Genomic DNA, 26,225 nt, shown 5'->3' with positions numbered 1-26,225 from the left:
CATCCGGCTAGTACCTTTTCACACGCATGAAAAAAAGCAAGCCTTGTGCTTGCTTTTTTTCGGTATTCCTTCTACCGGCCGCCTAAGGGTTTTTAAATTTTACAGTAAGGGCCTGTCCGGATTTCACTTTTGATTTTGCCGGAATGCTTTGGGATACGGCATAACCTTCCCCGCTTATGGTCAGGCGGAGGCCGAGCAGTTTGGCAGCGCCCGCCACGTCGCGTTTCGAAAAGCCGCGTATATCCGGCATTACTTTATTGCCATTTGTTTTCAAAAATACTTTTGCGCCCGGCAGCAGTTGTCCCTGTGCCCTGGGTTCCTGGGCCGTTACGGCATCGCCATCGCCGAGCACAACAGGGGTAAGGCCCAATGCTTTTACGGCAGATGACGCTTCTGACCGGCTGTCACCCGTAAAATCAGGAAGCTTGGCAAGGCGTACGGTCTTTCCTTTTGCCGGTTTAATGTTTAAATATTGCAGGCTGTTCTTCATAATCGGGTTAAACAGCGCTTTAACCGGTTCGCCGCCAAGCTCGCCGGCTTTTAAATGCGGCTGCTGGACAACGGCGTAAACGATTAATTTCGGATTGTCTTTCGGCGCCATACCGAGAAAAGAAAAGATATAATTATCGGTACCGGTTAAATATCCGCCGCCGTTCGGATTCGGGATCTGGGCGGTACCGGTTTTGCCGGTCACCTCGTAGCCCGGAATGTTATAGGCCGTGCCGGTTCCGGTTTTTTTATTCGTCACAACCGTCCGCAAATAATCCCGGACTTTTTTCGCGGTATCCGCGCTGATCGGGTTGCCGGCAACGGTTGGTTTTGTTTTTTCCGTTTTTCCGGTTGCGGGATTGACCACTTTCTCGACTACATACGGTTTCATCATTTTCCCGTCATTGGCAATAGCTGTTGCCGCCTGAATCATCTGCATCGCGGTAACGGTTGTACCCTGCCCGAATGTCGACGTATACCGTTCAATCGGATAATCGTATAAAATTTTGCCGGAAGCTTCATTCGGCAAGCCGACTTTCGTCTGTTTCCCGAACCCGAACGCTTCCAAATACTGCTTAAATTTATCCTGCTTAATATAATCCAGCAATGTGGCAAATGCAACATTAGAAGAACGCTGCAGCCCTTCTAAAAAGGTGATCCTGCCCCAGCCGACCCCGCCATTATGGTCTTTAATCGGGTTTGGCACATTTTTCACCCGGAATTCTCCTGACTTATAGGTCGCATTCGGGTGAAAAACGCCTTCCTGGACGGCCGCCGCCAAGGTAAAAATTTTCATCGTTGAGCCCGGTTCATAAGCGGTTTCGACTGGATCGTCCTGCCAAGCATCGCTCAAACCTTTCCGCGTTTCCGGATCAAATGTCGGCCGCTGCCCCATTGCCAGTATCTTACCCGTTTTCGGATCGGCCACGACAACAAACGCTTTTTTCGGATTGTATTGTTTCTGGACTTTGCCAAGCGCATCTTCAACGAAAGACTGGATTTTCTTGTCAATCGTTAAATAGACATTTTCCCCGTTTTTCGGTTTGGTGACTTTTTTATGCGCGTTTGGCAAAATATATCCCCAAAAGTCGCCTTCATAACTGATTTTTCCGTCTTTGCCTTCCAAAGCGGCATTCATGCTTTTTTCGATTCCCATTACACCTGCCATTTGGCCGCCTGTCTCATTTTTCTGCGCATAGCCGACCAGATGGGAGGCAAACGAACCGTTCGGATACGTGCGTTTCGGCACGGCTTCGAACTGGATGCCCGGCAAGTTCTGTTTTTGAATTTCATTTTTTACGTTATACGGAATATCCTGCCCCGCCTTCCCGAACTCCACTTGAAACCGCCCTTTTTGTGTCAGGAGCGAATAAATTTTTGATTCGGGCATGTCAATATATTTCGCAAGGGCCTGGGCGGTTTTTCGAGGGTTGACAACATGTTTCGGATGTTCCGGATCAATCGTGACTTTCGGGTCCAAAACGGCGACCAGATTGTACGAAACAACATTTTCGGCGATCACTTCCCCGCTTGCATCGTAAATATTGCCGCGGGAAGCGGGAATGGCGCTTGTCCGCAAATATTTTTTCGCCGCTTTTGCCGCGAGCACTTTCCCGTCTGCCTGCCCTGTGATTTCAATCGTCAAAAACCTTACGGCGATAATAAAAAAGGACAGACCGAATATGATAAATAATATCGCTGCCCCCCTGTTTGTATTCAGTTTTCTGGACTTCATTTATTTTCAACAACCTTGACATTATTCTCGTCCAATTTCAAGCCGAGTTTTTTTGCCTTTTCGTAAATACGGTCGTAGCGGCTCAATTCGCTTACTTGCATTTTCAAATCATCGGTCACCTTGTTTTTGTTCTGGATCGTGGTTTTTGTATCTTCAATCGACCGGTTGACATTATAAATTGCAGCTTCCGTCGATACGATCTTCACGGCCATAATCAACACGAACAAAGCAAAAAGGCTTGCGATGATTTTTTCCCCTAAAGTGATCTGCGCGCGTCTTGTGGCCGGTGCTACTCTTTTTTCAATCTGTTGTTGCTGTTCCAGCGCACGTTTCGGCTGCCTTGCTAAATTACTCAAAAAACTCCCTCCTCTATTTTCTTAGCGTTTTTCCGCAATGCGCAGTTTAGCCGACCTTGACCGGTTGTTCTCGCCCACTTCCTCATCATTCGGGACAATGGGTTTCCTCGTAATGAGTTTTAATACGGGCTCGTATTCTTTTGGGATGACAGGCAGCCCATGCGGCAAATCTCCTGCACTGCTGTATTCTTTCAATATATTTTTACAAATGCGGTCTTCCAGGGAATGAAATGTAATGACAGAGACCCGCCCGCCTGGTTTTAAAAGCGAAATGGCATCCGTTAAAGACGTTTCAAAAGCAGATAATTCATCGTTCACGGCAATCCGGATCGCCTGAAAGACCCTTTTTGCCGGATGCCCGCCTTTTCTTCGTGCGGGTGCAGGAATCGCTTCTTTAATTAAATCGGCCAGTTCACCGGTTGTTTCGATCGGTTTTTTGGCACGGGACGCCTCGATTTTGCGGGCAATTTGTTTTGAAAATTTTTCTTCCCCGTACCGGAAAAAGATCCGGACCAGTTTTTCATACGGCCATTCATTGACGACTTCATAAGCGGTAAGCGGCGCATCGAGGTCCATCCGCATATCGAGCGGTGCATCATGCTGATAGCTGAATCCCCGTTCCGGTGTATCAAGCTGGGGAGAGGAAACGCCCAAATCATACAAGATGCCGTCGACAGCCTGCACACCGCGCGCGTTCAATTCTGATTTTAAATACCGGAAATTGCTTTTAATAAAAGTGATCCTGTTTTGGTCATGGGCAAACTTTTCTTTGGCATGCTGAATCGCCGTTTCATCCTGGTCAAAAGCGTATAAATGCCCGCCGGTAAGCTGCTGAAGCAAATAGGCGCTGTGGCCCCCGCCACCGAGCGTGCAGTCAACATAAATCCCGTCCGGTTTAATATGTAGCCCGTCAACGGTTTCTTTCAGCAAAACGGTCTTGTGTTGAAACATACTGAATCTCCTATCCAATCGAACATGTTAAAGGTCAAAATCGATGAGGTTTTCCGCAATATCAGCAAAAGAAGCCTCCGATTCCTGAAAATATTCTTCCCATAAATCTTTGCTCCAAATCTCAATTCGATTGGAAACGCCGAGCACCACGCATTCTTTTTCGAGTTTCGCATAGGAAAGGAGCGGTGCGGGAATAAGAATGCGCCCTTGCTTGTCCCACTCGCATTCGGTCGCCCCCGAAAAGAAAAATCGTGTGAATGCGCGGGCATCTTTTTTCGTTAACGGAAGGGACTTCAGTTTTTCTTCCACCTGTTTCCATTCATCCGCAGGGTAACCGAAAATGCAACGGTCAAGCCCGCGGGTAATGACAAACGTATCGCCAAGCTGTTCACGGAATTTGGCCGGTACAATCAAACGGCCTTTTACATCGATATTGTGCCGGTATTCTCCCATGAACATTGGCGCGTGCCCCCCGCTTCCCACTTCATATTAATAATTTACCACAATCCCCCACCTTTCACCACTTTAATTTTTATATTCTCCTCGCAGCTCCGTTTTCCTGCTTTTTGCAAGAAAAAATCAATTTAAAACTTGCCTGCCGTAAAGCCTTGTTCCAACATGGTGAGTCCCGGCAACCCGCTTTTTCGCTTTGCAATTATTTTTTCAAAAAAGCATCATGAACCAAAACCACGTCGGTATCGTGCGGGAAGCGTCTTTACAATTCATTTTTCCAACAAAGCATCGTGAACCAAAACCCCCTGTTTTTTTGCATAAAAAAAGCCGGCCGCTGTCAGCCGGTTAAATTTTAACGAGTTTATGTGTGCCGTCAAATGTGAACGGCAGGGCGGCAAGGGTGTGGATAAAGTCCGCCCCATATTTGTTAAGGAAATAAAAAAGGTTCCAGACCCTTTCCTGGGGATTGCCGTCCGGGCGCAAGGCACGTTCGACCCGCGCGTATTTTTCAAGGATGTTTTCATGTTTTCCCGCAATCTCTTCATCCACTTTCCGCTGCAAAAACGCAAGCTGCCCCAGGTGAAAATCGAGATTTTTGCGGGCAAGCGGTTCCAACCCCTTTCCAATTGCGGCAAAAATTTTATCGTATTGCATTTTCAGCATGTTTTCCGTTTCTGCAATGAGCGCGTCCATATTCTCATCTTTTGCGTCATTCCAATATTTTTCCCGCTCTTTCCGGGTCCCGTATTTTAATACATGCCCGATATCGAGTTCCAGTTCCTCGATATCCCTTTGGACCGCTCTCTCAAGCAACGTGATATTGAGTCGCGGCACAAGAGGCGGCATCAGAATCCCCATTTCTTCAAACACCCGCTTCAGCTCGGCCCAGTACGCAATTTCGCCCGGCCCGCCGATAAACGCAAGGGTTGGGAAGAGCCATTCCTGCATAAGCGGCCTTGTGACAACATTATTGCTCAGCCGTTCAGGGCTTTTCGCACAAAGCGCGCACAACGCTTCCTCTGTAAAAAAGGGGCTGCCGCCTTTTCCGGTAAATCCGCCTTGCTCCGGACTGTACTCCAGCAAAATCCGTTCCTTGCCGTCATAATAAAAAAGATTCAGCGCCCGCCTGGAAATATCAATCGCTTTTGGAAACTCAAACTGCGCGATTTCCTGCTGCTGCCAGAGGACCGCTTCCGTAATCTTGTCATAATCCTGGATCATCCGTTCAAAAAACGGCGCCTCGATCTTCCGCAAGTGTGCATCAGCCGAATCGATGAGCAGCACCCCGTATGCCTTGAAAAGATCGTGAATCATGCAGGCAAACAGGTCAGAAAGGCTTTGTGCCCTGTCTGCAAACGCCTCCAGCTTGGAAAGAAGGGCATTGGTATGTTCGGTTTCGCCAAATGCTTCAAAAACTTTATGTATCCATTTTTTTAAATGGGCAGGATCCGGTGTGGTATCAGAGATCATTTTTTTCTCAAGCGGCCCTTCAGCATAACTAAATTTTTTTAAACGCCTTTCCTGTTCGGCATAAATATGGTTCACTTCCAAATAGTCATGGTCCTCGCCCGCGATCCAGAAAACAGGTACAACCGGAATTTGCAGGGCTTCTTCCTGCTCACTGGCAAGCCGGATAATCGAAATCAGTTTATGGATCGTATAAAGCGGCCCTGTTAATAGCCCTGCCTGCTGGCCACCGATCACAACAGCAGCGTTCGGCTGCCTTAATTTTTCCAAGGAATGGGCCGTCTCCGGGGAGATTCCAAATTTTTCCATATAGTGCCCGATACAATCTGCCAGCCCTTCCCGGTTAAAAGCCCGTTTTTTTAAATCTTCCACTCTTTTATGGAAAACAGAAGCATCCGTTATATCATAATGAAAAAAATCCTTTACAGGAGATTTTTGCGCAAGATAGAGGGAAGCGAACCGATTCGTTGCTGGAATTGAAAAGTTTTCCAGTTCCATCAAATGATTCTTCCTTTCTCGTTTTCATTGATTTTCTCATTGAGTATAGCATTTTTGTGAAAAAAAGAAAAAAAGCCTGCCTGCTCGTTGCAACAACTGAAACCTTGTTTCCGGCCGCTGCGGGCACGGCGGCAACACACGGAACGTGCCTCACCCCTTATCCTCCATCCCTTTCACCATTTCATAAAGGGCGGACGCAAGCGGAACCTGGCTGTTTTGACGGGCAGCCGTTTCCAGCATGTAACCGAGAATCGCGTCAATCTCGGTCCGTGCTCCTTTTTTCACATCTTTCAGCATGGACGATTCATTTTCGCACGTATTTTTGCAAATGCCGGTGACTTCCTCCCACATCTTTTCCCGCGAAAGTTTCGGGAAAAGCGCCGCCAGTTCTTCAAATACGGCGCGGAACACACGGGCATAATGCGGGTTTTTGACCAGTTCCCCGTTCTTTGCCTTTAAAACGGCTGTGAGCGGATTGATGACGGCATTGGCAAAACATTTGCGCAAAAGCATCAGCTCATAATCCGGCTGCACCGTGAACGGGAAAGCATCCGTATGCAAATGCACGCTTTCATCCCATTTCCCGCGGTAGACGGCGATATTCGTTTTGCCGTGCCCATTATGCTTCACCGTTGTGCCGTCAAGCCGGGATGCGCCGTGCTCTACCGTACCGACAAGGATCGTTTTTTGCGGCAATTCTTCAAGAAGAACAAGATGGCCCATGCCGTTTTGCAAAAACAAGACCGGCACCCCGCCATCTTCGTTTTTTAAAACGGTTGTCACAGCAGGAAGGTCATATTGCTTGACGGCAACAATGACTAGATCCTGGGAGGAAAGCGAAGAGAACGTGTCATCCGCTTTGACGAAAGTTCTGAACGAAGATGCGCCGTCTTTTACGGTAATCCCTTTTTCATTCAGCTCTACGGCCTGCGCCTTCGTATTTGGAAACAAGGTCACTTCATGCAACTTTCCAAGCCAACCCCCGTATAATAAACCGATCGCACCAGCGCCAATCACCCCAATTTTCATTTTGCCCGCCCCTTTCCATTTTCTTTGCTCCATTTTAACAGGCAATAAGGGAATGGAAAAGAAAATTCCAGACAAATGGTGTGCGACCGTTTACACGTATTTCTTTCATTCTTCCAATTGTTTGTTATATAATGATAATATCAACCGGTTTTATGTAAGAATCGCCGCCATGCTGCTGCGACACAGCATATAAAGAGGGATGGGGGAATTGATATGGCTTATCAAGTGGAAAGGCTGAAAGTGAACTACAAAACGCTCGAAGAATTCAAGCAGTTTAAAGAGTACGGGCAGCAGGAACTGTCCATGCTTGAAGATTTGCAGGACAATATTATTGAAGACAACGCCGACTCGCCATTTTACGGCATTTATTTTGCCGATAAACTCGTTGCGCGCATGAGCCTTTACGAACGGGATGCAAAATACGATCTCTATTTTGACCCCCCGCAAACATTTTTGGAACTTTGGAAGCTGGAAGTGCTCCCGAACTATCAATATAAGAATTACGGCCGGGCGCTTGTTGATTTTGCCAAAAGCTTCGGGCTGCCGATTAAAACAAACGCCCGCCTGAAGTCGCGAGGATTTTGGGAAAAAATGGGGTTCAAACCTGTTCCTTATAATGTCGAACGCGATTTGAGTGAAAACCCGTTTGTCTGGTTGCCGCACGGCGTGAAGCTGAAAGACGCAAAACAGGATAAAAAAACGACCTCTTCTTAAAGAACCGGATTCCGGTTCTTTTTTTGCCTTTTACGAACAAAAAATGTCCCCTGCCTTTTAAGGTCCAGGGGATGTGCCGCCGTTTTAATCTTGCTCAGACAACTGCCGTGCTTTTTCCATAATGGAAAGGAGCGCACTGTATTCTTTTTGCAGCTGCTCATGCTTTTCCTTTTCTTCAAGATACTTTTGAAGCAGCGCCTCATATTTGCTTTTCCATTCCTCTGTACCGCGCCGGGATGCGGACAACTGCCCACTCTCGTGCCTGCTTTTTTCCGCAAGCTGCTGAAGGATACGGATGGCATCAAACAGCGTTGCTTCTGTCTGCTGCCCTTCTTCAGCCGGTGCTCTCCCGGAATCTCGGACGAGCTGCTTTCTTTCCTTTCTTTCTTTTTTTGCGGCTTCAATTTCTGAGGCGTACTGCTTTCTCACATAAGAATTCCACCTGAACCCGCATGCCGCTGCGGTCCGGTTCATCCGCTTCCCTGCCTCTTCAAACGCCCGGAGCTGCGTGCTGCCTTCGCGAATATGGCGCAACACAATGTCCGATAGCAGCAAATCTTCTTCCTGTGTCCAGGCATCCTGTCTGACTGCCGGCATATCTTTCCCCCCATCCTTTTTAATACTATTCATATGCCGTTGATAGAAAAGATAGACGAAATTTCGAGAAAAAAAGGAGGAACGGGGAGAAGCTTTTGGCGGAAAGGGATGGCGTTTTGAAGGCAAATAAAAAAGCACGGGTTTGCGCCGTGCTCTTTTATTATTTATTTACCACAACTTTGTTTTTGTAATAACCGCAAGATGGGCATACGCGGTGTGCCATTTTCATTTCACCGCATCGCGGGCATTCAATCATGCCGGGAACTTGCAATTTAAAATGTGTGCGGCGTTTTCTTTTTGCCGTTTTAGAAGTTCTTCTAAAAGGTACAGCCATTCTTCCCACCTCCTTATAAGAGATCAGCATATCATTTAGCCGAAGATGGCGGTTATTCAGAATCCTGGTCAAAAAATTTCGCAAGGTCGGCCATACGCGGGTCTACCGCTTTTTCCGCCTTCTGCTCCATTTCCAAATACTCGTCCTCCGTCAGCACCTGCCAGTTGTCCGTATGCGGCAGTTCGCCTTTTTTGGCTTCCTCACTGAAAACCTGCATGGGAATGTCGAGCAAAATCAATTCTTTCATAACCGGGATCAAATCAATGACCTCATTTTCGGCAACATGCACTTCTTCATCTTCAGCACCTTCATAATCGGAAGGCTCAAGAAGAAACGTTTCTGTCGATTTCAAGTCTACCGGGTAATGTACATCAACAAGCGTCCGGGCACAAGGCAGCACAAGCGTTCCTTCAATGTGAAGATCAAACGTCACCCTGCCCTGCTGAGCACTCCCCGTTCCCGTTACGTGGAAAGGCGAAGCCCCGCGGATCTCGGAATCAGTTTCCATTAAATCTTTTGTAATATCAACCGATTCATCTATCTCAAAGCGCTTGTCCCGAAATTTTTGCAATTGAATGGCAGACCATTTCACTTTCATCACCCCAAGACAACAAAGGTAATTATAGCTTCCCTCATACCTTTTGTCAATATTTTTTGCTTTACAACCATGATGTCCAAAACGAAAATTTTTCTTCAAACCAGAAACCGGCCCGGGCTTGTTTAAGACGCGTCCTTTTTACGCTTTCATCTTCAAGACTCCCCGTTTTTTCAAAAAAATTTTGCAGCAGGCAGGATTGCTTTTTTTGCCGGTTATGTTAAAAATAACTTATCCCAAACGGGTGCTTTTAAACATCCAAATCTTCCGGAAAGGGGAATCACAATTGAAAAGTACCGGCATCATTGTGGAGTACAATCCTTTTCATAATGGCCATTTGCACCATCTTCGCGAGACGCGGCGGATGACAGGCGCAGAGTGTATCATTGCCGTAATGAGCGGCTATTTTATGCAGCGGGGCGAGCCGGCGCTTGTTTCAAAATGGACGCGGGCGGAGATGGCCGTATTATCGGGCGCGGATCTCGTTGTCGAACTGCCGTATGCATTTGCCGTCCAGCCCGCCGAAAAATTTGCGGCAGGCGGGATTGCCATTTTGGACGCTTTGCAGTGCAAAAGCTTCTGCTTCGGCAGCGAATCCGGCGACATCGAAGCATTCCGCCAGGCGGCTGCCGTCCTGCTTGAAAACGAAGCGGCATTTAACGCATCCGTCAAGCGCGAGGTCAAAAAAGGGATCAGCTATCCGGCAGCGCTATCAAACAGCTTTCAGAAGCTCGCACCAGGCGACAGTACGCTCGATTTAAGCTCACCCAATAATATTCTCGGCTTCCATTATATGCTCGCGGCAGCAAGGCAAAACCCGGCGATGGAGGCTTTTACCGTCCAAAGAAAAGCGGCTGGGCACCATGACGTCGCGATAACCGGTGAAATTGCAAGTGCAAGCGCCATCAGAAAAACCATCTTGCAAACCGAAGATCTGCACGCTGCCCGCCCGGTGCTGCCGGAACCAGCATTTCATGTACTGAGCCGGCACCGCAACAACAACGGGCACTTCCTGCATTGGGCGCTTTACTGGCCTTTTTTGCACTACCGGCTGCTTTCCTCATCTGAAGAAGAATTACGCGCCATTTATGAAGTGGAAGAAGGCATTGAATACCGTTTAAAAAAAGCCGCGGCATCTGCCAACAGTTTTCCCGACTTCATGGAAAAAGTGAAAACAAAACGATACACATGGACAAGACTGCAGCGAATTTGCACCCATTTGTTAACCAATGCCAAAAAAGCAGAAATCAAAAAGCATGCGGCAAAGCCGGCGTATATCCGGCTGCTCGCCATGAACGAAACGGGAAGGCGCTATTTGAACAGCGTGAAAAAAACGGTACCGGTTCCTATTATTTCAAAATTTTCGCTGCAAACTGCCCCGTCGCTTGCACCGGACATAAGAGCCGCGCGGATATATGCCCTCCCGCTTCCGGCAAACGAACGGGAACACTTAATGATCCGGGAATTCAGCAAGCCACCTTTTTTTGCAGACGAAAAAACGGATGGCGCGTGAATCCGTAGGCTGTCTTTTTACAGGCGGAAAAGCTTCGGGCATGCGGCTGGGAAGAACCGGATGAAACGCATGATTTTATGAGAACGGCTTTTTGCAGACGAGAAAGCCGCATACTTAGGCTGTTCTCCTTTTTGCAAGCGAAAAAACTGCAGGCATGCAGGCTAACACCTTTTTGCAAGCGAAAAACCGATGAAACGCATGATTTTCAGCTTTTTACAGGCGGAAAACCGGAACCCACATTACATTTCAGACTTGCAGGCAAAAGCCCGGGATGCGTGACAGCCTTCCCCCTTCTTTACAGGGAAAAGCCGCTAAAACAAGCGGCTTTCCGGTTATTTTTGTTTCAGGCCGTTTAAATAGGCGAGTGCATCATCCAGTGTTTTGACCGGTACAATTTTCATGTTCGTCCCGATTTCTTTCGCCGCCGCTTTTGCCTCTTCGTAATTCGGCTTGATGCCAGGCTCGGCTTTTTTCATTTCAGGTGTAATCGTATCATCTGGAGCAAAGAAAATGTCCGCCCCTGCTTTGTCCGCTGCAATCACTTTTTTATCAATCCCGCCGATGCGGCCGACCTCCCCGTTTGGCGAAATGGTTCCGGTTCCGGCAATTTTATAGCCTTTTGTGATGTCCTGTTTGGTCAGCTGGTTGTAGATTTCCAATGTGAACATCAGCCCGGCGGAAGGGCCACCGATTTTTTCGGTATCCATTTTCACAGCCGGGTCGGATTTGACGGTCCGGTCATCGACAAGGCTGATCCCGATTCCCGTTTTATGATGGTTTTCCTTGAATTTTGCAAGTGCAACGGTTGCCATCTTCGCCTTTTTATGACGCATATAGTCCAATTTCACTTTGTCCCCGGCTTTTTTCTTTGCGACATAGTTCATAAACTGTTTGGAAGACTTGAATGCATGGCCGTCCACTTTTGTAATTCTGTCCCCGGCTTTGAGCACTTTTGCGGCCGGCATCCCGTCATATACATTCAGGACATAAATCCCTTCGTAATGGGAGCTGAACGGCCTTTTTGCCTTCTTAAAAGCAGCCTGGATGGCATTATGTTTTGCTGATTCCATTAAATAAAGCTGATAGACATTGTATTCCTCGTCCGTCATATTTTTATCCATAATTTCACGAACCGGTACGACATCCTCGTGTTTTCTCATTTTTGCCCAAAGATACGTATACGGATTCGCGCGGCCCATACGGACAGTCGTCAGCATCAATTGGCCTTTTTCAGGATAGCCGCCCTTTACTTTGATCAGCGGGGCAAGCTGCATGGCACTCCCCGGCATTTCAATATAATAAGGCAGCGGCACAAAGGACAGGAGGGCAAGAATCAGCACTGCCACAATCAATATGCGCCGCCGGATGTTTCGGTGTTTCATTTGTCGGGCTCCTTCCATTTTTCCAGCAATTGCTGTATTTCAGTTACGGATTGTTTTGCTGCTTCTTCCCCTATCTTAATGATTTGTCCGGCATTTGTAAAAGCCATTGAACTGTACATTGAGACATCGGGGCGGATCAAAACATGGGCTTCCGTTTTCCGGCTTTCGGCCAGTTCCATCTGCATGATATCGATGCTTTGCATAATCACATCATAAATATGGCGGATTTCCGCTTCTTTTTTCATGACGGAAACATCCACCCCGATCAAAAGCTCCGCCCCCATTTCCTTTACAACGGACACCGGGACGCGGTCCACCACACCGCCGTCCACAAAAAGATGGCCGCCAATTTTTTTCGGGACAAAAATGCCAGGGATGGAAATGCTGGCGCGCACCGCTTCTTGAACCGGCCCTTTTTTGAACACCGTTTTTTCGCCGTTTGAAAGATTTGCGGCGACAACGGCAACAGGTGGGTTCAATTCTTCAAGTTTTTTCCCATGAACGAGCAAACGGATCAGATCTTCAATTCTTTTCCCCGAAATCAGGCCCATCTTGCCAATTTTAAAGTCCAAATAATATTTGCGTTTAAATGCACCGGAAAGCAGCTCCATCTCGCGGACAGTCCGCCCCGCCCCGTACAGCGCCGCAACCAGCGCCCCAATGCTGCTGCCGGAAATCATATCCACCGGAATGCCTTCCTCTTCAAAAACTTTCAATACGCCGATATGCGCAAAGCCTCTGGCGCCTCCCGATCCGAGCGCCAATCCGATTTTTGGGCGACCCGCCATTGTCCCCCTCCTCGTGTCCTTCTTTCGTACAGTTTATGGTCTAATTTACAGACCTATGAGTATATTTGATTTATAGGGACAAGCGAGCAAGTGCTGCGGATTGAAAGACAGGGGAGGAACACAGATTGTACCAGTCTAAACTCAAAAGCGCCATTTTGGCCTTCAGCGTTTCGATAATGGCGATTTCCATGATTGTATTGCCGGATGAATCTTTTAAAGCCTCCATTCAAGGTTTAAATATGTGGTGGGAAGTCGTTTTCCCCTCACTTTTTCCTTTTTTTGTCATTTCTGAACTGCTGATCGGCTTCGGAGTGGTCCGCTTCGTCGGTGTTCTCTTGGAGCCGTTGATGCGGCCATTATTCCGTGTTCCCGGTGTTGGCGGGTTTACTTGGGCCATGGGGCTTGCTTCCGGCAATCCTTCAGGGGCGAAGTTGACCGCCCGTCTCCGTCAGGAAAAACAGATTGACCGGGTTGAAGCAGAACGGCTTGTAGCGTTCACCAGTTCTTCCAGCCCCCTTTTTATTTTCGGGGCGGTCGCTGTCGGCTTTTTCCATAATCCTTCTCTCGGCCTTCTGTTTGCCGCGGCGCATTATGCGGGCAATATTATTGTCGGCCTGGTGATGCGTTTTTACGGAACCGGCGAGGATACAAGAGGGCCGAAAAAGAAACATACTTTTCTTTTAAAAGAAGCGCTTCTCGTTTTGCATGCGACAAGAATTAAAAACAGCAAGCCGATCGGGAAGCTGCTCGGGGACGCTGTCATGTCCGCCATCCAGACGCTTCTGATGATCGGCGGATTTATCATCCTGTTTTCAGTCTTTAATAAATTGCTTCTGTATATGCATGTCACGTCCGTATTCGGCATGTTTGTCTCCCAGCTGCTTCACCTTGCGCATTTTTCGGAAAAGCTGAGCATCCCGCTCATTTCCGGCCTTTTCGAAGTAACGCTCGGAATCCAAATGATCAGTGAAGTGCAGGAATCCTCGCTGCTTCAGCAGGCCATCGCCGCGAGCTTCATCCTCGGGTTTGGCGGATTCAGCATCCAGGCACAGGTGGCCAGTATTCTTGCCCAGACGGATATCCGTTTCCGGCCGTTTTTTCTTGCCCGCCTGCTGCACGGTTTTCTGTCGGCTGTGATCATCCGGCTCGTTTGGAATCCGGTCTACTTACGCTTTTTTGCTGAAAAAAGCGCGTGGCAGGAAGCTTTTGGTATGCCAGGTGGAGGCCGCAGCTTGTACGCGCGTGTGACAGATTGGCTTGAAATCTACGGGCCGTTGTTTACCCTGTCCTGTCTTGTACTGTACATTTTTCTTTATTATCGTGCCTGCCGGGCGGACCAGGCCTGAAAAAAGCGCAAAAAAGCGGGGAGCATTCCCGCTTTTTCTGATGCCTTCGCAAATTTTTCAATAAATAAACCGGGCCTGTTTTTAAAGTTTTTAGTGCGGTGTATAAACGGCATGTCCGGTTTTGGGGAGCCGGTTTAAAATGTACATCCGGCCCAGCCCGGGATTTTCCGGCACTTTATGTACGGCCGGTATGTCCGGTTCCCATTGCTTTTTCTATTGTATCAACACTTCTGTGTTCGTCCAGCTCTTCCGGAATGTCCGGTTCCGCCCGCTTTTCTATTGCCCCTGAAATTTCTTTTTCAATGCTTCATGCACAACTGGTGGTACCAGTTCCGCAATATTGCCGTGGTATTTGGCGATTTCTTTCACAATGCTTGAGCTGAGAAAAGAATACTGGTTGTTTGTCATGATAAAAAAGGTTTCAATTCTGTCATTCAGCACACGGTTCATGGACGTCAGCTGCAATTCATATTCAAAATCCGAAACAGCCCGTAAGCCCCGGATAATCACATCCGCTTTTTTTGATTCTGCATATTCCATTAAAAGCCCCTGGAAGGAATCGACTTCCACATTCGGGATCTCTTTTGTCACTTCCCGGATCAGCGCTTTTCTTTCTTCAATATCGAAAAGCGGCTGTTTTGAAATATTGTTCAGCACTGCCACATAGACTTTGTCGAATACTTTTGCCCCTCTTTTAATAATATCCAAATGCCCGTTTGTAATCGGATCAAAGCTGCCCGGGCAGATCGCGGTCTTCCCCACGGGTTTCATCCCCCTTTTTCGTGTAAATCGTGATGCCGGTGATGCCGTACTGTGCTGTTTTATATGTAAAAAGATTGCCCGCTTTTTCCGGTAAGGTCAGTCCGGCGTCGTGCTCGCAAACAGCGTAACCGTTTTCACGGAGAAGGCCGTTTGCCGAGATAAATTTCAGCATCGCGGTTAGTTTTTGCTTTTTGTAAGGCGGGTCGAGAAATACCGTATCAAAGGCAAGCCCCCGTTTCGCCAGCACTTTCAATGCACGGCCGGCATCGTTCCGGTATACTTCACTCCGGCCTAAAAATTCGCATTTTTCCAGGTTGGCCCGGACGGTTTGCAGCGCCTGGATCTCCTTATCAACGAAAATCACTTTCTCCATACCCCTGCTCAAGGCTTCGATCCCGAGCCCGCCGCTCCCTGCATATAAATCGAGGCCCAGGCCTTTTTCAAAATACGGGCCGATCATATTAAAAATCGCTTCTTTTACTTTATCTGTCGTAGGCCTCGTTCCCATTCCCGGAACGGCTTTTAAAACAGTGCCCTTTTGGCTGCCTGAAATGACTCTCATGCTGGTCACCACGTATCATCAGATTTCCATCTTATCCTACCATATTTTCCGGCCGGGTGGAAAAGTTTTTCACCAAAATTTAAAGCAAAAGTATAATTCAGGAAAAGTTGGCCATAATGATACCAGCAGCATCAAAAGATGTTGCTGCCAACCGCGGAGAAGACTTACGTTTCCCCATAAGTTCTTCCTCCGGTTTCTCCTCTCCCTTTGCCTTCTGTCCGGAATAAGGATATAGAAGGGCCCTGCAGTATTGGCTGCAGGGTTTTTTATTTTCCGCATCTAGGCCGGGCACGTCGTTTCAAAAAGCCGGCCGGCATCTCCCCCGGTTTATTTTGCAGAAATACTTTCCGAATAAAAAGAAGTGCAGTAGAATAGAAGCAGCAAATTTGTTTGTAAGCGAGGAATGAAGATGCAACAAAGATTTATTGAACTAGGAAACGGATATACAGATTTATTTGAACTGATCGAACTGGCAAAAGCAAACCGGCACCGGCTGCACGGCATGCTTGCCCTTCATACCATCGTTGCGGATCAAGCTGTCACTTCGCCCGTGCTCATTTTAAAACCGACCGATCCGGGGGAATTTCAGGCGTTATACGTTTGCCTTGAAGGGATTCCGGATCCGAGGGTGCAGCCAAACAAACGGTACAGCCTGTTTGCCGAAACCGCAGCTGCTTTAGGAGCGGACATTGTGGAACTCGAAGTCCGGCCATCTTCGTCTTTTTCCGACAAAAACCTTTTTTATCAATATTTAATCGGCATATTAAGAATGAACCGGCTGATTCCGCCGCTGCAATAAATATTTCGGCCAGAGTGCAGCCGGATGTGCTTGATTTAAAATGCGCGGGACGGAGCTTCCGGGCAGCAACGCTTTTTTGGGCACGGCGGATTTGCGGTGATGCACACGCAGGGAATGCTAGCATGCAAACCCGGCGCCTTTATAGCCCTATTTTATAATCGTATTCTTTTGCTTTGTCCGGTTTTGCGTTTTCATATTCCGTTTTTAAAAACGGCTTCATGGAATAATCCACTTTCCTTACAAACGGAAGATTTTCAATTTTCGCTTTTACCTGCTCTATCTCTTTGCGGTCACAATAAAGGACGGCATACTTCATCCTTTTTGACGCATAATGGACATTGCCAAATCTTCGTAAATGTTTCGTATGCTTCATCTGATACAGCCAAATGATGAGGCCCTGCCGATCTGATAACATAGCGTTTCCCCTTCGTGCTTTTTTTAATGAGTGTACCATACCTTTTTTCACGGAACAATAAGGAAAGGCCGCGGATTGCGGCCTTATCACGATTTATGCGGAACAGCTGCAGCTGCCGCCGGTTCCGCAGCCGCCGGAACAAGAGGCATCAAAAAACGGATTTCCGGTCGGCACTTTTATATGTTCAGAAACAGATTTGCCAATCATCAGGCTGATTTGGTCGAGCAGATCCTGGAGGGCATTTTCCGCCCGCCTGAATCTTGCGACGTTCTCATCCAGATCCATTTCCCTCTTGGCTTCCCTTGTTTCTTTGTTGATGCGTTTATAATCAGGGTGATACCTGCCAAAGCGCTGGACTTCCTCAAACTGTTCTTTCAGGCGTGCAAATTTCCGGATTTTCTGCTGTGTGGCTGGATCATGATACATCCTGTTATAGCAGTCCCGGTAATTTTCGGCAATATCCGAGGCAATGACCATTTTCGCCAGTGCTTCAGCTTCAGACAAAATTTCCGCGCTTTCCAATGTTGCAAGCAAAAAGCTCACCTCCACATGATGATTTTACCATGTTTCCGCAAGCTTTGCGAATTTGCCCGATCAGCTGACAGAAATATAAAACTGCCTGTGAATGCCTAGGCGGGCGCCTGTGTTTTTGTCCACTACTTCCAGCTGCACTGTATGTACCCCTTTATCAAGCCCTTTTACAACAAATGCAGCCGTATTGTACTCGCCTTTCCATACACCATCCACATAGACTTTGATTTTTGCCGGTTTGGCATGCCGGCTGCCTGAAAAGGTGACGCTTGGAATCATACATTCCACAAACAAATCCCGATCTTTTACAAAATACCGGACTGATGCCTGGTTTTCTGCCGCGGAAGCAGCATCCGCTTCCCGCTGCTCTTTACGCGGCATATGCCCGCTGCAGCCGGCAAACAGCAAACATACAGCAAGGAATCCTGCAGCCATCTTCATTTCGATCACTCCTTGCGGTTATTTTCCGCAAGAAAGCGCTGATTTACTCAAAAAAGGCAAATTTTTTCGGAAATCATCCTTGTTCATAGATGGACTGCACCATATGCATCATCATTTGTGCCATTTGCAACCCGTTTGCAAACTTTTCAACCCGCTGCGGGATCGTTTTCTGGTAATAATGGAGCGCGGCAATTTGAAATTGCTCCAGTTCCTCGGGATGCCTTGACAATTTCCGGTACCACGCCGGCTGCTCCCTTAAAAAAGTTTTCCATTCGTTCGACTGCCGGATGACTTCCATTACTTCGTTCCGCATATGTGCAGCCCCTCTCTAGTCTTTTCTGAATGAAAACGGGCCCTTCGGCTGGGGAGCCTGGGATTGTGGCGTCTGCCCCCCTGTAAACTGCGTGATCACATTTTGGACGGCGGTAATCGCTTCCGTCAAATGCTGCAGGTGGCCTTGGACCTGTGCTGGGTCCAGGTTCTCGAGCATCGCGCCGAGCTGGTTCAGCCAGCTGCTTCTCCCGCCCGTTTTTTCCTTCGTTTCACTGCCTTCTGCCGCGTATTTTTCCCAGACCGGGTCGTCTTCGCCCAGTATATACCATTCTTCAAAGAAATCCTGTAAAGACTTTTTTCCGCCCCGGACTTCTTTTAAAATCAAAGGATGGGTTTTTGTAAAAGCTTTAAACTTTTCTACGGAAGGATGCAATTTTTTCGTTCCCATTTCCGCTCACCCCGCGAGAAAACATTTTTTTCGAACGTTGGCTTTCTGTTACGTTCACATACCTTCCTCATATCCAGCATATGCCGGCAGTAAGCAGGTGTGAAGGTTTTCATTTCCCGTGAATTTTGATACGATATGGGTATGCTTTTAAAAAAACGCGTTAAAAGAGGTATCAGGAGATGAAAGAAGAAATACACCATACTTTTGAAAAAGTGGTCCAAGCGGCAACGGAAGAAGACTTAATCGTATTGCAGCAAATGTTAAATGGACTTTCCAATAAACAAGCCGGGAACGAACGTACATATTTCAAGGATCTCTTTTTGATGGAAGCGGACTTCGATGGGGAAGAATGCGAGGTGACCATTCCAGTTACGCCGTTACTCTACAATAACTTTTCCATCGTTCACGGCGGTGTAACGGCAACCCTGCTTGATACAGCAATGGGCGTGATGGCAAATCGCCTGTTGCCGGCGGGTCAGCAGGCTGTTACATCCAATCTCACCATTCATTATATTGCCCCGGGGACGGGAAGCCGCTTAAAAGCGAAGGCAAAGGTAATCCACCGCGGCACGCAAACGATGGTGCTGGAAGGAACTGCCTTTCGGGATGACGGGACAAAGATCGCCCATTGCACGGGTTCTTTTTTCATTTTGAAATGAGAAGCCGGAAATACCCTTTCAAAAGCCCCGGGCAGCCCGCCTGCCTTATATGCATACATCAGCCGGACCCCTCTCCAGCTTAGGCTGGAACGGTATCCGGCTATGGTGCCTTCATGAAATCCTGGGTATAGTATTTCTGGTACACCCCGACGCCAAGATGGGTGAAATCTTTCTCCAGCAATGTTTTCCGGTGGCCTTCTGAATTAAGCCATCCCTCCACAGCAGCCGGACCATCCGTATAGTGGGCGGCAATATTTTCCCCAGCCGCAGCATAAGAAACATGCCCATTCTTTAATCTTTCTTTTAAGTCTCCATATTTGGGGGAGACATGCGAAAAATAATGGTCGTCAGCCATGTCTTTGCTGTGATTGTACGCCACTTCGGAAAGAGCTGTATTCCAGGCCAGTTTTTTTAAACCGAATCGTGCCCTGACAATGTTTGTAAGGTCAAAAATTTGCCTGGCGTTCGCCTTTTCTACGTCAACCCATTTCGGATCATCCTCCGGAACGGATTCGGGCAGTTCTCCGTGGTACACCATTTCATATGGATGCAGCATCGTCAGTGTGTTTTTATCCATAAAACGGATAAACAGCAATTTGCCGCTGAACTTATCAAGCGCCAGCTGGGCATAGATATCCCCAAGACGGACAAGCGGGCGGATATTCAAATCTTCTTCCGACAATTCAAAGCGGTATGTGCCTTCATTTGTTTGCACCGTCATATCCGTATCCATTAAAATGGAACTGTAAATTTTTTCTACATTTTCTCCAATCTCAAACGGGGCTACGTCTAAACGGGTTCCGACAGCGTAAATGGTCGTAACCTTGCCATTTTTCACGCCGGCCTGAAAATAACCGGTCGATTTTTTCTTATAAATCCACCAATCATAACCATATGGAGACGGATCCACCCTTTGTGGTTTTCCGAAATGTGTGGTCAACGTTTTCACAGGTTTCCCGATATATACCGACATGCCATGATCCGGACGGCTGTACGTTTGATCCTTGCTGTGGTCATGAATGTCAGAACTGTTATCCATTTTCTTGTTAGAGGAATGGTTTTGCAGTACGCCGTTTTCAGGACGAAGCTGGACATAAAGTCCGATCAGAAATATGATCACAAGGATCGCGGCTGTTTTTAAAAAGGTACGCAGGTGACTTCACCTCTCTTGATGTTCCGTAAATTTTTTCTCCTTTAATTCATTTTATTATATATTTTACAGTTTTAAGCAGAAAAGCACCAATTTTTTCAATCACCTCCTCGAAGGGCAGCCGGTGCGGCCGGTTTTTTTGCGGGTATGAACATTTGCATTGCATAAATGTTTGTATTCAGATAAGATAAAATTGAAAGATTTTAATTGCGCGGACGGGAGGGGTATTTTTGCGGTTTGATGACACGGGTTTGGAAAATATGAAAGTGGATCTGACGCGGCTGGATGATGTAATGGAGCGGCACAAGATGGTACGTGCCGGGCAATGGGATTATGAACGCGTCACATATGATAGAAAATTTACGATTCAGGAAGGCACCTATTATCTTCGCGTGCAGGGAGTTGCAACCGAGGGGGATGTGGATTCGTTTGATGCCGTGATTCAGTTAAAGGCGCCTATTTTAGGAAAATATTATTATCCGCATGGTGTGGAATACGGCGATGACGAGTATTTTCCGCATGATCTCGTCAAGTATTGCAGAAAAATTTTGGAAGCGCTTAAAGAAGACTTGGTTGTATTTGCTGAATAAAATGTGCCGCTCCTGTGGCCCCTTAAAACGGTGGGCCATAGAGAGCGGCCTTTTTTTAATGCTGTTCCATTAGCCTCCGCTGTTCTCCGGCAACCGGATTCTTTTCCGTACTGCCATCTTCCTGTTCTGTCCTTGCCCATTGGAAAAAAATGCGGGCAAGCATGATGCCGTAGACGATTTCCTGCATGATTTTCATCACCACACCGCCAAGCTGCTGGTCCTGCAGTACAGGAAGCGGTGAGAAAAGTGCCGGGGAGCCGTAACGCGCCACTCCGGAGAGCATGTCAGCAGGCACACATAAATGCATGGACGAAAGCCACATCGTTCCGTCGGAAAAGCTCCTGTAAACCGGATGATTGGCGAACATGATTAAGGCGCATGCAGGGGTTAAAAGCATGGCGCTTGCAAATAAATAAGCGATTTTTTTCAGGCCGCCCAGCGCATATTGCCCGGGCAATGGCGACAAAATCGGCCACCACATCGCTATGGCTAAAAGAAACAGCACAATGGTGTAGATGCTGTGGAGAAACGGAGTGACCTTGACCTGATCGAAAACGGCCGGAATGTGGTACAGGGAAAAAATGATATTAAAGGTGATAACGGCAAGCACCGGATTTGTAAAGAACCGGACAACGGGCGCGACAACCGGAAGCTGCATCCCCTTTTCCAATATCCACACCGGCATCCCACGCAAAAACAGCGGTGCGACAATGAAAAAAAGGATAGACATTTGCAGCATATGGACGGAAAACAGGATATGCCCGATAAGATCGACAGGAGAGCCTTTGACGATGTAAAGCAATACCATCGCTGTACAAAAAGAAACAGACTGCACCGGACTCGGCGGCATTGCGTTCAAATAAGACCTTTTGCATAAGGACGCAAGCAGAAAATAAAGAAAAACAAACAGTAAGATCGTGATAAAAAAATAAGGGCTCCACAGTGCACGAAATCCGAATATTTCAAGCGGCACCATTACCACTCCTTTCCGCACCATTGCAAATCGATTTAAAGCGGGGGCGTCCAAGAAGCGCCCTCCGCTTTACTTTTAGCTCTGGCTCCTAACAGCCGATAATCAAACGCCCTCCGCTTTTCTTTGTCTAGCTGCGGCTCCTAGCCCCTCGGGTCGAATAACCCGTCCGTCCTGAAGCCAAGGCTTCATCCCGGCCGGAACATTCGCCTGTCGGGGCTAAGCAGTCGCCTCCGCTTTTCTTTGTCTAGCTCCGGGCGCTGTCGGCTAGTGAATTTCCAGTCCCCTCCCCTACGATAAGTCAACATCGGCTCGTTCCTCGCCGTGTTTCCTTTATCTCAGTTCGGGGACTATGAAATTCATACGCCGACGGGCAAACGCCCTCCGCTTTTCTTTTCACCACCAGATGATGGTGAGGAATGCCAGTACTGTGACAAATGCGACGAGTGTGCCGCCAAAGATGAAAAGTTTCGGGCCTTCATGGTGCTTATGGTTCATATGCATGAAATAAAACAGCTGAAATACGACCTGGATCGCAGCCAAAAGCAGGATAACCGGAATGGTAAACCATTTGGACAAATGGGCATGGACGGCCCAGAATGCAACAATAGTCAAAAACATCATCAAAATAAAACTGACGACCTGGTACTTCATTTCCTCCGCGCTTTTGCGGCGCCTGTATTCGTATTCAACATGGCGTCTGTCCATTTGTGCATTGTGTTCCATCTTATCCCACCATCCCCATCAAATATACAACCGTAAAGATAAACACCCAGACGACATCAATAAAGTGCCAATACAGGCTTGCCACGTAAAATTTCGGCGCATTGTACAAATTCAATCCCCGTTTCGCGTTCCGCACCATCAGTGTCGTAATCCATAACAGCCCGAACGCCACGTGGCCGCCGTGGAACCCGACAAGCGTATAAAACGCGGAACCGAATGCGCTGCTTGTAAATGTATGATGGTATTCCGTCACATAATGATGGAATTCATAGACTTCAAGCCCAAGAAAACAAGCACCAAGCAAAACGGTAATCAAAAACCAGGCCTGCATTTTTTTAAAAGCAAAATTTTTCATATGATAAATGGCATACACACTTGTAATGGAACTCGTTAACAGAAAAACCGTGGCCAAAAAGGTTAGCGGCAGTTCAAATAAGTCTTTTGCATGCACCATTGATGCCGGGCCCTTGTCTTTCAGCGCCAGGTAGGTTGCAAACAAGGAAGCAAAAAGGACCGTCTCGCCGCCTAAAAACAGCCAAAAACCGAGAAATTTATTCCTGCCTTCAAGCGTCGCCCGCTCCGGGGACTCTGGCCATGTTTTCGCCGTAAAATTTTGTTCTATTTCCATTACGCCCCGGCCCCCCTTTCTTCGCGTTCCATTAAGGCTTCCTTCCTAATATGGTATCCCGTATCATCTTTTACCGACCGGATCAGCATCGATCCAAGGGTAATCGCCAAGCCGATGACAAGGATCGTGATGCCGGCTTTGGTATGGTTTGCATGATACATTGCGCCGAACGCGGCAATAAATAAACCGAATGCCATAAAAAACGGCAAGATGGACGAGTTCGGCATATGGATGTCTTTGATCGGCTCTGCTGGTGTCACCTGTTTTTTCCCTTCCATTTTTTCGAGCCACCAGGTGTCAATTCCTCTGACAAGCGGTGTTTGTGCAAAGTTGTATTCCGGCGGCGGAGAGGAAATCGACCATTCGAGCGTCCTGCCAAACTCCCACGGATCGTTTCCGACTTTCCGGTTCTGGACGGCCGTGACAACAATATTGGCCACGAGGATTAGCACACCTGCCGCCATCAACACCGCGCCGGATGAACTGACGAGGTTATCCGTATCCCAGCCTTGATTCGGCAGATATGTCCACTGCCTTCTCGGCATCCCGAGCAATCCGAGCCAGTGCTGGATCATAAAGGTTAAATGGAAACCAATGAAAAATAGCCAGAATGTGATTTTCCCCATTGTCTCATTCAGCATCGTGCCGAACATTTTCGGCCAGTAATAATGCAGTGCCGCAAGCAACCCGAAAACAACACCGCCGACAATAACATAGTGGAAGTGGGCTACAACAAAATAGCTGTCATGATATTGGTAGTCAGCAGGTGCAGCCGCGAGCATCACCCCGGTAACACCGCCCAATGTAAAGGACGGGATGAAAGCAGCCGCATAAAGCATCGGCGTTGTAAACCGGATGCTCCCGCCCCACATCGTAAGCAGCCAGTTGAAAATTTTAATGCCCGTCGGCACCGCAATGGTCATTGTAGACACGGCAAAAATGGCGTTGGCTACATTGCCCAGGCCGGTTGTAAACATATGGTGGGCCCACACCATAAAGCCTAAAAACCCAATTAAAATAACGGCGAATACCATGGAAGAGTATCCGAATAATCGCTTTTTAGAAAAATGTGCAAAAATTTCAGAGAAAATGCCAAATGCCGGCAAAATTAAAATGTAGACTTCCGGATGCCCGAAAATCCAGAAAAGATGTTCCCAAATGATGGTATTTCCTCCGAAGGCCACGTCAAAAAATTTCGCACCGAACATCCGATCAAATGTTAGCAAGAACAAACCGGCTGTAAGTGGTGGAAACGCAAACAGAATAAGGGCGGACACAACGAAAGTCGTCCATGTGAACATCGGCATGCGCATGTACGTCATTCCCGGCGCCCGCATGTTCATAATCGTCACAAGGAAATTCACCCCAGCAATGAGCGTACCGAAACCTGAAACTTGCAGCCCGAGTGAATAAAAATCAATCCCGTGTCCGCCAGATGCGAGGGACAGTGAAGCATAGGAAGTCCACCCCGCATCGGGCGCGCCCCCAAGAAACCAGGATAAATTCAAGAAAATACCGCCAAAGAAAAACAACCAGAACCCCAATGCATTTAAAAACGGAAAAGCCACATCACGGGCACCGATCTGAAGCGGGACAATCGCATTCATAAAACCAAACAAGAGCGGCATGGCCGCAAGAAAGATCATGGTAGTGCCGTGCATTGTCATGACTTGATTGTACGTATCCGCGCCGACAAAATGATTGTTCGGCACCGCCAGCTGTATGCGGATCATCAGCGCTTCAATCCCGCCGATGACAAAAAACAATCCCCCTGTAATCAAATACAAAATGCCGATTTTTTTATGATCCACTGTTGTGAGATATTCATAGACAGTGGCGCCAAAACCTGCCTTTTTTGTTCCTACGCTCACTTTAACCTCCCCTTTGCTTTCGAATATCCCCTTTGTTTTATTCACCAGCTTTCAATTGCATCAAATAAGCCGCAAGCGCATCGATTTGCCGGTCGGAAAGCTTATCCCCGAAGGCGGGCATTTTTGTCCCCGGTTTGTATTTCTCCGGATCTTTTATCCAGTTTTTGAGATTGGCCTCATTACGGTCCAAAATGCCGGCGACTTTTTCCCTTTCGCCAAAGGTTGCCATATTGGGAGCTGTCCGTGCCTGTTCCGGCCGTGTGTCATTCGGCGTGACCGCGTGGCAGCTGATGCAGCTTTTTTTGAATACATCCTGCCCTTCCTGTGCGAGAGCGGACGCCGGTTTTGTTTCTTTTGCATTTTTCATATTGCTGATCCACGCCTTAAACTCATCCTGTGGCACCGCTTTCACGCGGAAGTCCATTAAGGCATGGGAAGGGCCGCATAATTCGGCGCATTTTCCATAAAACACATTTCCGGCATCCTCTGCCTTCTGATCATCAATTTCAAGCCAGAATTTGTTGATATTATCTGTGTTGGCATCCATTTTCCCGCCAACGGACGGTATCCAAAATGAGTGTTTCACATCTGAGGCTTTCACTTGGAAGTAAACTTTCTGGTTTGTTGGGACAACGAGTTCCTGGCTTGTCACCACACCATAACCCGGGTATTCAAATTCCCACCAATAAAGGCTGGCGCGAACTTTAACGATAAGCGCCCCTTGCTTGGCATCCTTTTTCTTATCCATCGCTTTCGTATCTCCGAGGCTGAAGACCTGGCTGATGGTCGGAATGGCAATTAAAATCAATAAAACAATCGGAATAATGGTCCATAAGATTTCAAGCTTATGATTCCCCGGCACCTGTTTTGGAATGGATTCGTCCCCTTTTTTCCGCCTGAACCGTATGAGAACGGTAAGGAAAACGGCGAATACGACAACCATGACGAACACCATAATCCAAACGCTCCACATCATCAAATCATACTGCTTCCGGGCCACTTCGCCGGCAGGATCAAGTGCCGACAAATATGGCTTGCCACAGCCCGAAAGCGCGGCCATAAACAAAGTGACAATAAAAAGCAAACTCCCCTTTTGCAGCCGCTGTTTCATCGCTCTACCAATCCCCTCTTTCCTGTATCTTTCTGTCAGAAC

At 47.7% G+C, this 26,225-nt stretch carries 30 protein-coding genes; 6 read left to right on the top strand and 24 right to left on the bottom strand.

Annotation, left to right across the window (positions count from 1 at the left end; translation table 11 throughout):
- Positions 1-82: 82 nt before the first annotated feature.
- From OF158_RS06195 to OF158_RS06170, 6 genes are all read right to left on the bottom strand, one after another.
- Positions 83-2,224, bottom strand: coding sequence for a penicillin-binding protein (locus OF158_RS06195; RefSeq protein ID WP_035181919.1), 2,142 nt, complete (start codon positions 2,222-2,224; stop codon positions 83-85).
- The gene (gene ftsL, locus OF158_RS06190; protein WP_014095568.1) at positions 2,221-2,580 is read right to left on the bottom strand and encodes a cell division protein FtsL; all 360 of its coding nucleotides are present in this window, start codon (positions 2,578-2,580) and stop codon (positions 2,221-2,223) included. Before ftsL ends, OF158_RS06195 begins: the two co-directional genes overlap by 4 nt.
- A gap of 21 nt (positions 2,581-2,601) precedes the next feature.
- A complete protein-coding gene (rsmH, locus tag OF158_RS06185; protein ID WP_035181920.1) occupies positions 2,602-3,531 on the bottom strand; it encodes a 16S rRNA (cytosine(1402)-N(4))-methyltransferase RsmH in 930 nt (309 codons plus the stop codon).
- A gap of 27 nt (positions 3,532-3,558) precedes the next feature.
- Positions 3,559-3,990, bottom strand: coding sequence for a division/cell wall cluster transcriptional repressor MraZ (gene mraZ / locus OF158_RS06180; RefSeq protein WP_013858966.1), 432 nt, complete (start codon positions 3,988-3,990; stop codon positions 3,559-3,561).
- 339 nt (positions 3,991-4,329) lie between these two features.
- On the bottom strand, positions 4,330-5,949 hold the full coding sequence (bshC, locus tag OF158_RS06175) for a bacillithiol biosynthesis cysteine-adding enzyme BshC (protein ID WP_014095570.1): 1,620 nt from the start codon (positions 5,947-5,949) through the stop codon (positions 4,330-4,332).
- A gap of 150 nt (positions 5,950-6,099) precedes the next feature.
- On the bottom strand, positions 6,100-6,978 hold the full coding sequence (locus OF158_RS06170) for a 2-dehydropantoate 2-reductase (protein ID WP_035181923.1): 879 nt from the start codon (positions 6,976-6,978) through the stop codon (positions 6,100-6,102).
- A gap of 213 nt (positions 6,979-7,191) precedes the next feature.
- Between OF158_RS06170 and OF158_RS06165 the strand changes: the two genes are divergently transcribed.
- Positions 7,192-7,692, top strand: coding sequence for an N-acetyltransferase (locus tag OF158_RS06165; protein WP_013858962.1), 501 nt, complete (start codon positions 7,192-7,194; stop codon positions 7,690-7,692).
- Positions 7,693-7,776: 84 nt separating this feature from the next.
- Here OF158_RS06165 and OF158_RS06160 read toward each other — a convergent pair whose 3' ends face one another.
- From OF158_RS06160 to OF158_RS06150, 3 genes are all read right to left on the bottom strand, one after another.
- Positions 7,777-8,289: an RsfA family transcriptional regulator gene (locus OF158_RS06160; RefSeq protein ID WP_035181925.1), complete on the bottom strand. Its 513-nt coding sequence runs from the start codon at positions 8,287-8,289 to the stop codon at positions 7,777-7,779.
- A 160-nt stretch (positions 8,290-8,449) separates the two neighbouring features.
- Positions 8,450-8,623, bottom strand: coding sequence for a 50S ribosomal protein L32 (rpmF, locus tag OF158_RS06155; RefSeq protein ID WP_014095573.1), 174 nt, complete (start codon positions 8,621-8,623; stop codon positions 8,450-8,452).
- Positions 8,624-8,675: 52 nt separating this feature from the next.
- Entirely contained in the window at positions 8,676-9,221 is a 546-nt protein-coding gene (locus tag OF158_RS06150; protein ID WP_017552192.1) for a YceD family protein, read from the bottom strand.
- Positions 9,222-9,504: 283 nt separating this feature from the next.
- On the opposite strand from OF158_RS06150, the gene OF158_RS06145 reads away from it, so the two are divergent.
- Complete coding sequence (locus tag OF158_RS06145) at positions 9,505-10,731, top strand: nucleotidyltransferase (RefSeq protein WP_035181957.1); 1,227 nt, start codon at positions 9,505-9,507, stop codon at positions 10,729-10,731.
- A 332-nt stretch (positions 10,732-11,063) separates the two neighbouring features.
- Here OF158_RS06145 and OF158_RS06140 read toward each other — a convergent pair whose 3' ends face one another.
- Positions 11,064-12,113, bottom strand: a complete 1,050-nt coding sequence (locus OF158_RS06140; RefSeq protein ID WP_017552189.1) for a SepM family pheromone-processing serine protease — start codon at positions 12,111-12,113, stop codon at positions 11,064-11,066.
- Positions 12,110-12,901 carry a patatin-like phospholipase family protein gene (locus OF158_RS06135; RefSeq protein WP_014095577.1) on the bottom strand — a complete coding sequence of 264 codons (792 nt, stop codon included), beginning with the start codon at positions 12,899-12,901 and terminating at the stop codon, positions 12,110-12,112. Before OF158_RS06135 ends, OF158_RS06140 begins: the two co-directional genes overlap by 4 nt.
- A gap of 125 nt (positions 12,902-13,026) precedes the next feature.
- Between OF158_RS06135 and ylbJ the strand changes: the two genes are divergently transcribed.
- Entirely contained in the window at positions 13,027-14,247 is a 1,221-nt protein-coding gene (gene ylbJ, locus OF158_RS06130; RefSeq protein ID WP_035181928.1) for a sporulation integral membrane protein YlbJ, read from the top strand.
- A gap of 276 nt (positions 14,248-14,523) precedes the next feature.
- Here the strand turns inward: ylbJ and coaD are convergent, their stop codons facing one another.
- Positions 14,524-15,009, bottom strand: coding sequence for a pantetheine-phosphate adenylyltransferase (gene coaD / locus OF158_RS06125; protein ID WP_017552187.1), 486 nt, complete (start codon positions 15,007-15,009; stop codon positions 14,524-14,526).
- Positions 14,975-15,571: a 16S rRNA (guanine(966)-N(2))-methyltransferase RsmD gene (gene rsmD, locus OF158_RS06120; RefSeq protein WP_017552186.1), complete on the bottom strand. Its 597-nt coding sequence runs from the start codon at positions 15,569-15,571 to the stop codon at positions 14,975-14,977. The genes coaD and rsmD overlap by 35 nt, the downstream gene beginning before the upstream one ends.
- A 409-nt stretch (positions 15,572-15,980) precedes the next feature.
- On the opposite strand from rsmD, the gene OF158_RS06115 reads away from it, so the two are divergent.
- Positions 15,981-16,370, top strand: coding sequence for a DUF7147 family protein (locus OF158_RS06115; protein ID WP_014095581.1), 390 nt, complete (start codon positions 15,981-15,983; stop codon positions 16,368-16,370).
- Between the two features lie 139 nt (positions 16,371-16,509).
- Here the strand turns inward: OF158_RS06115 and OF158_RS06110 are convergent, their stop codons facing one another.
- From OF158_RS06110 to OF158_RS06090, 5 genes are all read right to left on the bottom strand, one after another.
- Complete coding sequence (locus OF158_RS06110; RefSeq protein ID WP_014095582.1) at positions 16,510-16,785, bottom strand: YlbG family protein; 276 nt, start codon at positions 16,783-16,785, stop codon at positions 16,510-16,512.
- 93 nt (positions 16,786-16,878) lie between these two features.
- Positions 16,879-17,319 carry a YlbF/YmcA family competence regulator gene (locus OF158_RS06105; RefSeq protein ID WP_014095583.1) on the bottom strand — a complete coding sequence of 147 codons (441 nt, stop codon included), beginning with the start codon at positions 17,317-17,319 and terminating at the stop codon, positions 16,879-16,881.
- Between the two features lie 60 nt (positions 17,320-17,379).
- Positions 17,380-17,757 carry a hypothetical protein gene (locus tag OF158_RS06100; RefSeq protein WP_017552185.1) on the bottom strand — a complete coding sequence of 126 codons (378 nt, stop codon included), beginning with the start codon at positions 17,755-17,757 and terminating at the stop codon, positions 17,380-17,382.
- A gap of 73 nt (positions 17,758-17,830) precedes the next feature.
- Complete coding sequence (locus tag OF158_RS06095; protein WP_014095585.1) at positions 17,831-18,070, bottom strand: YlbE-like family protein; 240 nt, start codon at positions 18,068-18,070, stop codon at positions 17,831-17,833.
- A 15-nt stretch (positions 18,071-18,085) separates the two neighbouring features.
- Positions 18,086-18,478, bottom strand: coding sequence for a YlbD family protein (locus tag OF158_RS06090; RefSeq protein WP_017552184.1), 393 nt, complete (start codon positions 18,476-18,478; stop codon positions 18,086-18,088).
- Between the two features lie 179 nt (positions 18,479-18,657).
- Between OF158_RS06090 and OF158_RS06085 the strand changes: the two genes are divergently transcribed.
- The gene (locus OF158_RS06085) at positions 18,658-19,137 is read left to right on the top strand and encodes a PaaI family thioesterase (RefSeq protein WP_014095587.1); all 480 of its coding nucleotides are present in this window, start codon (positions 18,658-18,660) and stop codon (positions 19,135-19,137) included.
- Between the two features lie 100 nt (positions 19,138-19,237).
- Here the strand turns inward: OF158_RS06085 and OF158_RS06080 are convergent, their stop codons facing one another.
- Positions 19,238-20,257, bottom strand: coding sequence for a CAP domain-containing protein (locus OF158_RS06080; RefSeq protein WP_017552183.1), 1,020 nt, complete (start codon positions 20,255-20,257; stop codon positions 19,238-19,240).
- A 260-nt stretch (positions 20,258-20,517) separates the two neighbouring features.
- Here OF158_RS06080 and OF158_RS06075 point away from each other — a divergent pair, with 260 nt between their 5' ends.
- Positions 20,518-20,877: a YugN family protein gene (locus tag OF158_RS06075; RefSeq protein WP_017552182.1), complete on the top strand. Its 360-nt coding sequence runs from the start codon at positions 20,518-20,520 to the stop codon at positions 20,875-20,877.
- A 55-nt stretch (positions 20,878-20,932) separates the two neighbouring features.
- Here the strand turns inward: OF158_RS06075 and ctaG are convergent, their stop codons facing one another.
- From ctaG to coxB, 5 genes are all read right to left on the bottom strand, one after another.
- Complete coding sequence (gene ctaG, locus OF158_RS06070; RefSeq protein ID WP_080738139.1) at positions 20,933-21,904, bottom strand: cytochrome c oxidase assembly factor CtaG; 972 nt, start codon at positions 21,902-21,904, stop codon at positions 20,933-20,935.
- Between the two features lie 339 nt (positions 21,905-22,243).
- Positions 22,244-22,573 (bottom strand): cytochrome c oxidase subunit IVB, encoded by a 330-nt coding sequence (gene ctaF, locus OF158_RS06065; RefSeq protein ID WP_017552180.1) that lies wholly within the window; start codon positions 22,571-22,573, stop codon positions 22,244-22,246.
- Between the two features lies 1 nt (position 22,574).
- Positions 22,575-23,201 carry a cytochrome (ubi)quinol oxidase subunit III gene (locus tag OF158_RS06060; RefSeq protein WP_014095592.1) on the bottom strand — a complete coding sequence of 209 codons (627 nt, stop codon included), beginning with the start codon at positions 23,199-23,201 and terminating at the stop codon, positions 22,575-22,577.
- Positions 23,201-25,072 (bottom strand): cytochrome c oxidase subunit I, encoded by a 1,872-nt coding sequence (gene ctaD / locus OF158_RS06055; RefSeq protein ID WP_017552179.1) that lies wholly within the window; start codon positions 25,070-25,072, stop codon positions 23,201-23,203. Before ctaD ends, OF158_RS06060 begins: the two co-directional genes overlap by 1 nt.
- Positions 25,073-25,109: 37 nt before the next feature.
- Complete coding sequence (coxB, locus tag OF158_RS06050) at positions 25,110-26,183, bottom strand: cytochrome c oxidase subunit II (RefSeq protein ID WP_035181932.1); 1,074 nt, start codon at positions 26,181-26,183, stop codon at positions 25,110-25,112.
- Between the last annotated feature and the right edge of the window lie 42 nt (positions 26,184-26,225).

The organism is Weizmannia sp. WK01 (assembly GCF_025905465.1).
Classification (GTDB): Bacteria; Bacillota; Bacilli; order Bacillales; family Bacillaceae_C; genus Weizmannia; species Weizmannia faecalis.
This window is presented reverse-complemented; position numbering and strand designations above follow the sequence as displayed.